Origin of the sequence: Streptomyces sp. 796.1 (assembly GCF_047525675.1) — a bacterium.
Lineage (GTDB): Bacteria > Actinomycetota > Actinomycetes > Streptomycetales > Streptomycetaceae > Streptomyces.
Genome location: NZ_JBLIWA010000043.1, coordinates 1 through 12,707, shown reverse-complemented (window position 1 = coordinate 12,707; position 12,707 = coordinate 1). Strand labels below are relative to the sequence as shown.

The following is a 12,707-nucleotide window of genomic DNA, read 5'->3' as shown; positions in this document are numbered from 1 at the left end:
CTCCCACCGCGGGGCGGGGGTGGCCGTCGGGCGTCCGGATCGCGGTCGTGGCCTGTGGGGCGAACGGGGCCCAAGGGCCCTTCCGCACCGTACGGGCCGCGTGCCAGCATGGAAGCGGTCCAGGGACGCCGTCAGGGCGCCTTGAGATGACGAAAACGGAGACACGTCATGACGACGCATGCCTCAAACCAGGCTGCTTCCACCCCACCCGCCACCCGCGCTTCCACCCCACCCGCCACCCGCGCCTCCACCCCACCCGCAACGGGCGCCTCCACCCCCGCCGCGGGCGCGTCCGGTGCCGGTGCCGCGCGCGACAAGGCGCTGTACGGGGGCAAGGGCTCCCGCCGGATCACCGTCCGCGACATCGCGGCGGCCAAGGAACGCGGCGAGAAGTGGCCGATGCTCACCGCCTACGACGCGATGACCGCATCGGTCTTCGACGAGGCCGGCATCCCCGTGATGCTCGTCGGCGACTCGATGGGCAACTGCCACCTCGGGTACGAGTCGACCGTGCCGGTCACCATGGACGAGATCACCATCCTCTCCGCCGCGGTGGTCCGCGGCACCAAGCGCGCCCTGATCGTCGGCGACCTGCCGTTCGGGACCTACCAGGAGGGCCCGGTGCAGGCGCTGCGCAGTGCGACCCGACTGGTCAAGGAGGCGGGCGTGGGCGCGGTGAAGCTGGAGGGCGGCGAGCGCTCGGCCGACCAGATCGAACTGGTGGTGCGCTCGGGCATCCCGGTGATGGCCCACATCGGCCTCACCCCGCAGTCCGTCAACGCCTACGGCGGCTACCCGGTGCAGGGGCGCGGCGAGGAAGCGGCCCAGCAGTTGCTGCGGGACGCCAAGGCCGCGCAGGACGCGGGCGCGTTCGCGGTGGTACTCGAACTCGTACCGGCCGAACTCGCCGCCGAGGTGACGCGTTCCCTGCACATCCCGACGGTGGGCATCGGCGCGGGCGCGGAGTGCGACGCGCAGGTGCTGGTGTGGACGGACATGGCCGGTCTGAACGGCGGCCGGGTACCGCGTTTCGTCAAGCAGTACGCGCAGTTGCGCCAGACCCTCGGGGACGCCGCCCGCGCCTTCGCCGACGACGTCGTGGGCGGCAGCTACCCGGCTCCCGAGCACGCTTTCCACTAATAGCCTCACAAGAGGCGTGTAATACCCGCGCGTGGTGGCAAACGGCCCGAACTACCCCATCGGACCAGTCGCGACCAGGCCAAATACCTTTTGGACGGCCCGCCGACGTTTGGATGTCGGCGGGCCGTCGGTGGCCTGTAGGTCGGTTGTCAGTGGCGTCTGAGAGTGTTACGCCATGACGCGTTCGCAGAACTCACTACACGACGCAAGTCCCGGCCGCGGCAACGCGGTCGAGGTGCGGGGGTTGGTCAAGCACTACGGCACGACCAAGGCGCTCGACGGCGTTGACCTCGACGTCAGGGAAGGCACCGTGCTCGGTGTCCTCGGACCCAACGGTGCCGGCAAGACCACGCTGGTGCGCTGCCTTTCCACGCTGGTCGTGCCGGACGCCGGCACCGCCCGGGTGGCCGGATTCGACGTGCTGCGCCAGCCGCGGCAGCTCCGCCGGGCGATCGGCCTCACCGGGCAGTACGCCTCGGTGGACGAGAAGCTCTCCGGCTGGGAAAACCTGTACATGATCGGGCGGTTGCTCGACCTCTCGCGCGCGGCCTCGCGCAAGCGCGCCGACGACATGCTGGAGCGGTTCTCGCTCACCGAGGCCGCCAAGCGCCCCGCCGGCCAGTACTCGGGCGGTATGCGGCGCCGGCTCGACCTCGCCGCCTCCATGATCGGCAACCCGCAGGTGCTCTACCTGGACGAGCCGACCACCGGCCTGGACCCGCGCACCCGCAACGAGGTGTGGGCCGAGGTGCGCCGGATGGTCACCGACGGCGCCACGGTCCTGCTGACCACGCAGTACATGGAGGAGGCCGAGCAGCTCGCGCACGAGCTGACCGTCATCGACCGCGGCCGGGTCATCGCCGGTGGCCAGGTGGACGAGTTGAAGGCGCGGGTCGGTGGCCGCACCCTCCAGATCCGACCGTCGGACCCGGCGCAGTTGCACCGCATGGTCGGGGCCGTGGCGCAGGCGGGCCTCGAAGGCGTCGCCGGCGCGCGGGCCGATGAGGCAGAGGGCCTGGTCAGCGTGCCGATCGTGAGCGACGAGCAGTTGACGGCGCTGATCGGGCTGCTGAGCGACCGCGGCTTCACCATCGCCAGCATCGACACCCATCTGCCCAGCCTGGACGAGGTGTTCCTGGCCATCACCGGCCGCAAGACCTCCGACAGCGAGTTGGGCAAGAACGACGAGCTTGAGGAGGTCGCCGCATGAGCGCGGCAACCATCACGGCCCCGGACCAGACCCCGGGCCAACAGCAGCACCGGGCCGGCAAGGTGGGCTCCGACGACGGCCGCATCGGCCTGCGCGCGAACCTGCGGCACATCGGCGCGCTGGCGCGCCGCAACGCGATGCAGATCAAGCAGGACCCGGGGTCGATGTCCGACGCCCTGCTGATGCCGATCATCTTCACGCTGCTGTTCGTGTACGTCTTCGGTGGCGCGGTCGGCGGCAGCCTCGGCGGCAACCGCGACGCGTACATCAACTACGTGATCCCCGGCCTGATGGCGATGGGCGGTCTCAACATCGCCATGTCGGTCGGCACCGGCGTCAACGACGACTTCAGCAAGGGGGTGATGGACCGGTTCCGCACGATGCCGATCGCCCGCTCGTCGGTGCTCATAGCCAAGCTGATCGTGGAGGGCGGCCGGATGCTGGTCTCCACCGTGATCCTGCTGACGGTGGCCTTCCTCATCGGCTTCGACCTGGAGACCGGCCCGCTGAAGCTGCTGGCCGCGATGGGCCTGGCGCTGCTCTTCGGTACGTCGCTGACCTGGATCTTCATGCTGCTCGGGCTGACCATGAAGACGCCGCAGGCGGTGCAGGGCTTCGGCTTCCTGATCCTGATGCCGCTCCAGTTCGGCTCCTCGGTGTTCGCGCCGACCATGACGATGCCGGGCTGGTTGCAGGCCTTCACGGACTACAACCCGCTCTCCAACCTGGCCGACGCGGCCCGGGCCCTGATGATCGGACAGGGCGATGTGGCCGACCCGGTGCTGGCGACGCTGGCCTGGTGCGTGGGCATCACCGTGGTGACCGCGCCGCTGGCGGTGCGCAAGTTCCGTACGAAGATCTGATCCGTGGCCCGGCCGGCCGGCCCGCCGCAGGTGGCGGGCGTGTCCACGGGTGGCGCGGAGGTCGCAGCAACCGTCGCGGGGGCGGCGGCTGCGCCGTGGTGCGGGATGCGATGGCACGTCCCGCACCACGGCGCCCGGCACCGGGCGACCGAAGGGCCCGGGGCATCGGCCCGGCACGGCACGGTTCCGACCCCCGGCCGTGGATCCACCGGCCGTGGGCCCGCCGGCGGTGACCGCACCGCGGGCGGTCGATCAGCGACGCGTCACAGCAGGGCCGCCGCCTCCGCGAGGGAGAGGCGGCGGCCCTCCGCGTACGCCTGCTCGTACACCGGGTCCGTCAGCACGGCACGGGCCGCGGCCTCCGCCTTGGCCCGCTCCGCCTGGTGCACCCGGCCGGGGCGCAGCGCCGCCGGGTACTGGGCGTCGTGGGTGCCGATCATCCGCGCCGCGGCCCTGGCCCGCTCGGTGCCGCCGAGGCCGACCAGCGCCTGGGCGCCGGTGACCAGTTGCGCGATCGGCACCTGGGGCACGACCGTGCAGGTCACCGACGACTGCGTCTTGACGAGCGCGGAACGCAGCCGCACCAGCGCATCGGCCGGCCGCCCCTCCAGCACGTCGAGCCAGCCGAGCAGCCCCTCCATCACCCCTTGGAACAGCTCGTGCGTACGCGCCCCGAACTCCACGAGCTGCTGCTCGAACTGGCGCCGCGCCTGCCCGAGTTGTCCCTGTTCGGCGCACCAGACGGCATAGTGCAGCCGGGCGTACGACATGGCTTCGGTGCTCATCCGCTGGCCCTCGGCCAGGATCTCGGCGAGCATCTGGGCGCCCTGTTCGACCTCTTGTTCCGTCGCGGCGCGCTCGATCAGCAGGCCGGCGAGCCGGGCCCGCAGCAGCGACACCTGGCTCTGCGCACCGAGCCGCTCGGCGTATCCGATCGCCTGCCGGTAGTCATCGGCCGCCGCCGCGTAGTCGCCGCGGGACTCGCGCAGTTCGCCGCGTCCGGAGAGCGCCTCGGCCGCGCCCCAGGCGTCGCCGAGCCGGGCGAAGATCTCCAGGCTCTCGCCGATGTCGTCGTCGAGCGCGGCGGGGTCACTGTGGCGGGCGGAGAGCACCTTGGCCCGCAGTTGCAGGGCGAACGCCAGCTCCCAGGGGTCGCCGAGCGCGCGGCTGGTGCGCACCGACGCGTCGACGATCTCGCGCAGTTGCGGGTAGTCGCCGATCATCAGCGCCGCGAAGAACCAGAGCACCCCCGGCATCCGGCAGGTCTGCGGCAGCCCCGGCCGGTAGCTGTCGGCGAGCCCCTGCAACTGCCGTTTGACCTCGGGTTGTTCCATCTGGTGCAGATCGCCCTCCAGGATGGCGAGCGCCAGCAGCCGGACGCCGCGCCGCGCCTCCTGGAGTTGTTCGGGCGCCATGGGCGGCGGCGTGTCGATGGGCCGCGCCGTCAGCGGCGGGGCGACCGTCACGGGGGCCTGGAACGGGTTGGGGCCGAGGTCGGACGCGGCGCTCGCCCAGGTCCGCAGGTCGGCGCGGTGGCCGCGCAGGTGCCAGAACCAGTGCAGGGACAGCACCAGGCACAGCGCCTCGTGCTCGTCGCCGGCGGCGACGGCCCGGCGCAGCGCGGTGCGCAGGTTCTCGTGCTCCCGCTCCAGGGTCCACAGCCAGCACCCCTGGGCGGCGCCGCGCAGCAGCGGGTCGGCGCGGCGGGCGAGTTCGCGGTACGCGACGAGGTGGCGGCGCTCCACGGCGGGCCGCTCGCCCGCCTCGTCGAGCCGCTCGGCCGCGTACTCGGCGACCGTCTCCAGGAGTCGGTAGCGCATGCTGTCGTCGCGGCCGAGGTCGGCGGAGAGCTCGATGTCCGGCCCGGTCGGGCCGGCCCGCAACGGCCCCGGGCGGCGGCGCGCCCGCTCGTCGTCGGGGCCGACGCCCGGCCCCACGGCGTCCGTCGGCCCCGCGACCACCAGCGACTTGTCCACCAGCGAGCCGAGCAGCGCGGCGACGTCCCGGGGGTCGACGGCGTGTTCGGTGGCGACCGGGGTGGCCGTGGGGGTGCCGGTGGCTGCGGTGGTGCTGGTGGCGGTGCTGGCAGTAGTGGCAGTGGTGGCTGTCGCGGTGGGGTGGTACGGGCCGGGGGCGCCGGCCGCGTCCGACGGCCGGCCGCCGGTGGTGGCGGCTCCACGGGGGCCGTCGGTGGCGGTGCCGCGCTCGGTGCCGGAGGACGGATCGGGGGCCGGGCCGGTGGCGGTGCCGGGATCGGGGTGCGGATCGGGGTGCGGATCGGAGGCCGGGCCGGCGGCTGGGGCCGGGTCGGCGCAGACCGCCTCGGCGGAGGCCAGGTCGCAGCCGCCCGCGAAGACCGAGAGCCGGCGCAGCACCGCGCGCTCCCGTTCGTCCAGCAGGTCCCAGGACCAGTCCACGACCGCCCGCAACGTCTGCTGCCGCGGCAACAGCGTGCGGCTGCCGCTGGTCAGCAGCCGGAAGCGGTCGTCGAGCCGGTCGGCGAGCTGTCTGGGCGAGAGCAGCCGCAGCCGGGCCGCGGCCAGTTCGATGGCGAGCGGCAGCCCGTCGAGCCGGCGACAGATCTCCGCGCACGCCTCCGGGTCGTCATCGACCTGGAACCCGGGTCTGGCCGACGCGCCCCGGTCCGCCAGCAGCCGGAGCGCGACCGGCTGCGGCAGCGGGTCGACGGAGCGTACGAGCTCCCCGGGCACGGCCAGCGGCTCCCGGCTGGTGGCCAGCACGGTGACCTCGGGGCAGGACGCGAGCAGCGTCTCGGCGAGCCGGGCGGCGGCCTCGATGACGTGCTCGCAGTTGTCCAGGATGAGCAACATGCGACGGGCCGCGCAGTGTTCGGTCAGCCGGGCCAGCGGATCGCGGGCGGCGAGGTCGGCCGTGACCCCCAGCTCCTCGGCCGCGCTGCCGCGGATGACCGTCTCCCGCGCGCCGAGCGTGGTCAGGACGGTCTCCACGACGGTGCCCGGGTCGTGCGCGGGGGCGAGTTCGGCGAGCCAGACGCCGTCCGGCCAGTCGGCGGCGACGCTGGCCGCGGCGACCTTCGACAGCCGCGTCTTGCCGGAACCGCCCGGGCCGAGCAACGTGACCAGCCGCTGCGCCCGCAGGTCGGCGCGGAGCGCCTGGAGGTCGTGTTCCCGGCCGACGAAACTGGTGAGCGACGACCGCAGATTGCCACGCGGCGGAGCACCCGCCCCGGGCGCTGGCCGCGCTTCACCCGCCGTACCGCCGCGAACCGGCGCCGCGCTTTCGGACGACGCTCCGGGCAGCGCCCCGGCTGACGCTCCGGACGGTGCATCGGCTGACGCTCCGGACGGCGGCCCGGCTGCGGGCCCGCCCCCGGCACCGGCCGTGGCTCCGGCCTCGGCCCCGTCCAAAGACCCGGCCTCGGCCCCGGCCGCATTGCCACGCCCGGCCCCCGCGGGCACGCCCGTACGCGTACTCGTCCCGGCACCGGCACCAGCACCAGCACCAGCACCAGCACCAGCACCACGGTCGTCCGCGGCACGGTCGTCCGCGGCACGGTCGTCCGCGGGACTCACGGCCGGACCGGCCGCGGTCTCCGCTCCGGCCGTCGCGCCGGACGCGCCAGACGCGCCGTTCGCCCCGGCCGCCCCCGGCCGCCCCGGTATCCGCTCCACGCCGGGTGCGGCACCGGCGGTCGCGGCGCCGTACGGACCGCTGCCGTAGCCAGCGTCACCGTACGAACCACCGCCGTACGAATCGCTCCCGTACGCACGACCGCCGTGCGGGGCCTCGTCGGACGGGGCGCGGCCGGGCGGTGTCTCCGTGCGCGAGGGCGGTGGGCCGGCGGCGGGGCGTGGGGGGCCTTCCGTCGCCGGTGGGGTCGGGTGGGGGTGGTGCGTGGGGGTGGGGGTGAGGAGTTCGGCGTGCAGGGTGCGGAGTTCCGCGCTGGGGTCGGTGCCGAGGCGCCCGGCGAGTTCGCGGCGCACCTGCTCGTACGCGGCGAGCGCCTCCGCCGTCCGGCCGGTGGCGCGCAGGGCGCGGATGCGCAGCGCGTGCAGCGACTCGTCCAGCGGGTGGGCCCCGCACAGTTCGGTGAGGACCGGCAGCGCGTGGGCGGCGCGGCCCAGCGCGAGGTCGGCGCGGGCCCGGTTGCGGCGGGCGTCCAGGTGGCGCGCCTCGGCGCGGGCCGCCAGGGCCGTCCGGCTCGGCAGATCGGTGAGCGCCGGGCCGCGCCACAGCGCGAGGGCCGCATCGAGCAGGTCGGCGGCGAGCGCGGGATCGGCCTCGTCCAGCGCCCGGGCGCCGTCCTGGGCGAGCCGTTCGAAGCGGTGCAGGTCGATCGAGTCCGGGTCGGTCTGGAGCAGGTAGCCGCCGTCGACCGAGACGATCGCGGTCCGCCCTATCGCCCGCCGCAACCGGCCGATCAGCGCCTGGAGCGCCCCGCCGGCGTCCCTGGGCACCGTGCCGCCGGCCCCGGACGCACCGGGGTCGCCGTCCCAGACGTCGGCGATCAGCGTGTCGACCGAACGCACCCGGCCGGGCCGCAACGCCAGCGCCGCCAACAGCGCGCGCAGTCGGGCACCGCCGAGCGGGACGGGCGTACCGTCCTCGTGATGGGCCTGGGTGGTGCCGAGTATGCCGTAGCGCACGCCGTCCATTGTCGTCGACGACCAAAGCGTGGGGTGCACGGGACCTCGCCCTCCAGCGTTCGTCGGCAGAGCGGGGGGTGGGAGTTGTACGAATCCTCCGTATCCGCCGCCCCCTCCGGAACCTCCTGCCGGCCCCGCCGTGCGGCGCGGACCCGGTACGCACGGCCGTGGTGCGTGGCGGGCGCCAGCGGGTGGGGGCTGGGCTGGCGGACCCGACCGTTCTGGCAGGTCCGACGGCTCTTCCCGCCCCGGCCGGCCCGGCTGCTCCCACTGATCTGACTGGCCCGGCCGGCCCCCCTGGCCCGACCACCCCGGCCAGCCCGGCCGCTCCCGCCGGTCTGGCCCTGCGGATCGCTCTGCCCCTCCGGACCGGTCCGCCCGTACGGCCCGTTCCGGCCGTGGCGCGGGGTACGCGGCGTCGACCCCGTCCGACCCGGGGTGGCCGGCCTCGGGGTGGCCCGACGGGAGGTGATCCGCCCCGGGGCGGTCCGCCGGGGAGCGGTCCGCCGCGGGGTGATCGGCCCCGGCACGGTCCGCCGCGGGCGGCTGCGGGGCGTCGGCACGAGGTGGGGCGGGGCCGTTGCGGCGGTGCGGGCAGCCCCGCCCGGCGCGCAGCGGGCGCGCCCGCCGGGCGCCGCCGTCCACTGACCGACATCTGCCGGGCACTCCGTCGTGGCCACCCATCTCTTCCCCGTCCCCCGAACCGGCTCTTCCGGCCCCCACTCTGCCCGGAACCCCGCGCCGGCCGCGCCTCGTTTTTCCCCCGCCGGGCGCCGTCGCGCGACTACCGTCGCCCGGGTGGGCGCCACCGCACCCGGTGCCCGGCCCGTCCCCCCGTCCGTCTGGAGCCCCGCCCATGACCAGCGCCGTCAGCCGCCACGACCGCCGGGTGAGCCCGGTCTTCCTGATGCTGGTGGTCGTGTGCGGCCTGGCCGGCTGGGTGGTGTGGGAGGACGCCACCGCAGGGACCGGCTTCGCGGTGTTCGTGTTCGTCGTCGCCGGCTGGGTCGTCTCGCTCTGCCTGCACGAGTACGCGCACGCGCGCACCGCGCTGCACTCGGGTGACGTGTCGATCGCCGCCAAGGGCTATCTGACGCTGAATCCGCTGAGGTACGCGCATCCGCTGCTGAGCATCGGGCTTCCGGTGCTGTTCGTGGTGCTGGGCGGGATCGGGCTGCCGGGCGGTGCGGTCTTCATCGAGCGGCACCGCATCCGGGGCCGCTGGCGACACAGCCTGGTCGCGGCGGCCGGGCCGGCGACGAACGTGCTGTTCGCGGTGGTGGTCAGCGCCCCGTTCTGGCTCGGGCTGCTGGACGACGCGCCGCTGGCGTTCCGCGGCGCACTGGCCTTCCTGGCACTGCTCCAGGTCTCCGCGGCGCTGCTGAACCTGCTGCCGGTGCCGGGCCTGGACGGCTATGCGGTGATCGAGCCGTGGCTCTCCCCCGGGGCGCGTCAGCAGGTGGCGCCGTTCGCCCCGTTCGGGCTGCTCCTCGTGATCGGCCTGCTGTGGATCCCCGAGGTGGGCGGGGCGTTCTTCGACGCCGTGGACGCGCTCCTGCGCACCCTTGACGTGCCGGAGTCCGCCACTCGGTACGGGTACGACGTCTTCCGCTTCTGGCGCGACGTGCCGCCGGCCGAGACGGGCTGGTACCCCACGCAGGAGATCTAGGCGGTGGGCAGATTGCCCTCGGCCGCCGCCTGCTCGGCCCGCCGCTTGCGTACCGAGAACCACCACAGGTTGCTGGTGAGACCGGCCATCAGCACCCAGACGATGCCCAGCAGACTCCCCTTGGCGAAGGACACGATGGCAGCCACCACGGCCAGCAGGCATACGACCAGCGCGTAGACGGCGATGCGCCGGGTGGGGTCGGGCTTGGTCTGGGCGGTCATGCGGTGGCTCCTGCGGAGGCGGCGGTCGGACCCGGCCATTGTCCCCCACGCACCCGCCCGCCCCACCGCCCGGTCTCCCCCTCCTCGCCCGGGCCCCCGCCCCGCCGCCGCACCACCCGGCCCCGGGGCGGGACCGCCGTACGACGGCGAGGGCGAAACCGGGCCCCGTACCGAATCGGGTCGTACGCCGCCGGACCCGAACCCCGATTCGCACGGCCACGGGCCCGGGCCGAGCCGCCCAGCCACGGGCCCGAGCCGCGTCACACGAAAACCGGCCCCGCCCGCCCCCGCGCAGGTCAGATGTCCGTGAGGCGCAGTCCCGCGTGGGCCTTGTAGCGGCGGTTGGCGGAGATCAGATTGGCCACCAGCGACTCGACCTGGTGGGCGTTGCGCAGTCGGCCGGCGAAGACGCCGCGCATGCCGGGGATGCGGCCGGCCAGCGCCTGCACCACGTCGGTGTCGGCCCGGCGCTCGCCGAGCACCAGCACGTCGGTGTCGATCTCGGCGATCTCCGGGTCCTGGAGGATCACCGCGGACAGGTGGTGGAAGGCCGCCGTCACCCGCGACTCGGGCAGCAGCGCGGCGGCCTGCTGGGCCGCGCTGCCCTCGGTGGGCTTGAGCGCGTACGCGCCCTGCTTGTCGAAGCCGAGCGGGTTGACGCAGTCGATGACGAGCTTGCCGGCGAGGTCGTCGCGCAGCGCCTCCAGCGTCCGCGCGTGTCCTTCCCAGGGCACCGCGATGATGACGATGTCGCTGCGGCGCGCGCACTCCGCGTTGTCCGCGCCCGACACGCCGTGGCCGAGTTCGGCCGCGGCGGCCTGGGCCCGGTCGGCGGCCCGCGAGCCGATGATCACCTGCTGGCCGGCCTTGGCCAGCCGGTAGGCGAGGCCCCGGCCCTGGTCGCCGGTGCCGCCGAGGACGCCGACCACCAGGTCGGACACGTCGGGCAGCTCCCACGGGTCCTTGGCCGGTGCCTTGCCCGTGGCCGGCGCCGCGCCCTTGCTCGTGTCATCAGGAGTAGTCATACGGCGATCCTGCCAGCACCGCAGGTCCGCGGGCGGACCGGGCGGCGTGGCGCCGCTCACGCCTTGACGCTGCCCTCGGCGAGGCCGGTGCGCCAGTACCGCTGGAGGACGCCCATCAGCACCATCAGCGGGATGACGGAGAGGAAGGCGCCGCCGACGGTGTACTGGTAGAGCTCGGGCTGTCGGTCGGCGTACCCCTGCCAGCCGACCAGGCCGAGTTGGATCGGGTAGAGGTCGGCGTCGTTGAGCATGACCAGCGGCAGGAAGAAGTTGTTCCAGATGTGGACGAACTGGAACAGGAAGACGGTCACCAGGGCCGGGCTCATCAGCCGCAGCACCAGCGTGCTGAAAATGCGCAGTTCGCCCGCGCCGTCGATGCGGGCCGCCTCAAGGAGCGAGTCGGGCACCGCGGCCGACGCGTAGATCCGGCACAGGTAGACGCCGAACGGGCTGACCATGCTGGGCAGCAGCACGCTCCAGTAGCTGTCGGCCAGGCCGATCTCGCTGAACAGCAGGTAGAGCGGGAGGGCGAGGGCGGTGCCGGGGATCAGCACGCCGGCGAGGATCAGGTTGAAGACGCCCTCGCGGCCGGGGAAGACGAACTTGGCGAGCGCGTAGCCGGCGGCGGCCGAGAGCAGCGTCGCGGCCACCGCGCCGACGCCCGCGTACAGCAGGCTGTTGAGCAGCCAGGTGACGTAGATCCCGTCGTCGTAGGTGAGGACGTCGTGCAGGTAGTCGATGGGGTGCGGGTTGGCGAACCAGAAGCCGAAGGTGCCGAAGAGGTCGCCGGTGTTCTTGGTGGCCGAGACGGTGAGCCAGTAGACGGGCACCAGGAAGTAGACGGCGGCGACGGAGAGCAGTGAGACGGTGATGATGCGGTGCCGCAGCGGCGGTTGCTGGCTCATGCGTCGCCCCTCCCGTCCCGGGAGCCCCGGCCGACGAGTTTGAGGAATCCGAACGACAGGACGCAGGCGACCAGGGCGAGCAGGACCGCCTCGGCCGCCGCGATGTGCTGGTTGTTGCTGGTGAACGCCTCGTTGTAGGCGTGCAGGTTGGGGGTGTAGCCGGAGTCGATGGAGGTGCCGAGCGGGCGCAGCACCATCGGTTCGGCGAAGAGTTGCAGGGTGCCGATGATGCTGAACACGGTGGTGAGCACCAGGGCCGGCCTGATCAGCGGCAGCTTGACGTGGCGGGCGACCTGCCAGGCGCTGGCCCCGTCGATCCGCGCGGCCTCGAAGAGTTCCGCGGGGATCGCCTTGAGCTGGGCGATCAGGACGAGCATGTTGTAGCCGGTGAACTGCCAGGTGACGATGTTGGCGATGGACCACAGGACGGTGTCGCTCGCCAGGAAGTCCACGTGCCAGCCGGCCGAGTCGGCCATCTCCACGAGCGGGCTGATGCCGGGCACGTAGAGGAAGCCCCACAGGATGGAGGCGATGACGCCGGGGATGCCGTACGGGAGGAAGAAGGCGGTGCGGAAGAAGCCGACCCAGCGTGCCGACGCGGCCTCAAGGAGCAGGGCGAGCGCAGTGGCGAAGACGATCATCACCGGGATCTGGACGGCGCCGAAGAGCAGTACGCGGCCGAAGCCCTCGATGAAGCGGTCGTCCTCCAGGGCGTGGCGGTAGTTGGCGAATCCGGCCCAGACCTCGTTGGTCTCGCCGCCGAGGCCGAGCGGCGCCGGCCGTTCGACCTTGAGCAGGCTCTGGTAGACGGCGTAGCCGATGGGTGCGAGGAAGCAGAGCAGGAACACCGCGAGGAACGGCAGCAGGAAGCCGACGGCTGCCCGGGCGTTGCGGGCCTCGGTGCGGGTGGGGCGCTTCACGTTGCGGTACTCCTATCGCCTGGCGGCCGGTCGGGGTCTGCGCGCGGCGCCCCGCTCGCCGGGGGCGGGCCCGGCAGCGGTGGGGCGGCGGCCGGTGCGGCGCCCGGCCGGGTGGCGGGCCCGGCC

At 73.8% G+C, this 12,707-nt stretch carries 9 protein-coding genes; 4 read left to right on the top strand and 5 right to left on the bottom strand.

The window, feature by feature from the left end; all coding sequences use genetic code 11:
* Positions 1-168: 168 nt before the first annotated feature.
* The 3 genes from panB to ACMA1D_RS25675 all read left to right on the top strand — a co-directional run bounded on the left by panB (position 169) and on the right by ACMA1D_RS25675 (position 3,213).
* A complete protein-coding gene (gene panB, locus ACMA1D_RS25685; protein ID WP_414726375.1) occupies positions 169-1,140 on the top strand; it encodes a 3-methyl-2-oxobutanoate hydroxymethyltransferase in 972 nt (323 codons plus the stop codon).
* A gap of 175 nt (positions 1,141-1,315) precedes the next feature.
* Positions 1,316-2,350, top strand: coding sequence for an ATP-binding cassette domain-containing protein (locus ACMA1D_RS25680; RefSeq protein WP_414726374.1), 1,035 nt, complete (start codon positions 1,316-1,318; stop codon positions 2,348-2,350).
* A complete protein-coding gene (locus ACMA1D_RS25675) occupies positions 2,347-3,213 on the top strand; it encodes an ABC transporter permease (protein WP_414726373.1) in 867 nt (288 codons plus the stop codon). The genes ACMA1D_RS25680 and ACMA1D_RS25675 overlap by 4 nt, the downstream gene beginning before the upstream one ends.
* A gap of 263 nt (positions 3,214-3,476) precedes the next feature.
* Here the strand turns inward: ACMA1D_RS25675 and ACMA1D_RS25670 are convergent, their stop codons facing one another.
* Positions 3,477-7,850, bottom strand: a complete 4,374-nt coding sequence (locus ACMA1D_RS25670; protein ID WP_414726436.1) for an AfsR/SARP family transcriptional regulator — start codon at positions 7,848-7,850, stop codon at positions 3,477-3,479.
* An 847-nt stretch (positions 7,851-8,697) separates the two neighbouring features.
* Between ACMA1D_RS25670 and ACMA1D_RS25665 the strand changes: the two genes are divergently transcribed.
* Positions 8,698-9,510: a site-2 protease family protein gene (locus tag ACMA1D_RS25665; RefSeq protein ID WP_414726372.1), complete on the top strand. Its 813-nt coding sequence runs from the start codon at positions 8,698-8,700 to the stop codon at positions 9,508-9,510.
* On the opposite strand, the gene ACMA1D_RS25660 is transcribed toward ACMA1D_RS25665, so the two are convergent.
* The 4 genes from ACMA1D_RS25660 to ACMA1D_RS25645 form a co-directional block, all read right to left on the bottom strand.
* Positions 9,507-9,731: a hypothetical protein gene (locus ACMA1D_RS25660; protein WP_414726371.1), complete on the bottom strand. Its 225-nt coding sequence runs from the start codon at positions 9,729-9,731 to the stop codon at positions 9,507-9,509. The two genes, ACMA1D_RS25665 and ACMA1D_RS25660, sit on opposite strands and share 4 nt — an antisense overlap.
* 296 nt (positions 9,732-10,027) lie before the next feature.
* Positions 10,028-10,756 carry an NADPH-dependent F420 reductase gene (gene npdG / locus ACMA1D_RS25655; protein ID WP_414726370.1) on the bottom strand — a complete coding sequence of 243 codons (729 nt, stop codon included), beginning with the start codon at positions 10,754-10,756 and terminating at the stop codon, positions 10,028-10,030.
* A gap of 56 nt (positions 10,757-10,812) precedes the next feature.
* Positions 10,813-11,661, bottom strand: a complete 849-nt coding sequence (locus ACMA1D_RS25650) for a carbohydrate ABC transporter permease (protein WP_349994748.1) — start codon at positions 11,659-11,661, stop codon at positions 10,813-10,815.
* Positions 11,658-12,581, bottom strand: a complete 924-nt coding sequence (locus ACMA1D_RS25645) for a carbohydrate ABC transporter permease (RefSeq protein WP_414726369.1) — start codon at positions 12,579-12,581, stop codon at positions 11,658-11,660. Before ACMA1D_RS25645 ends, ACMA1D_RS25650 begins: the two co-directional genes overlap by 4 nt.
* Positions 12,582-12,707 lie beyond the last annotated feature (126 nt).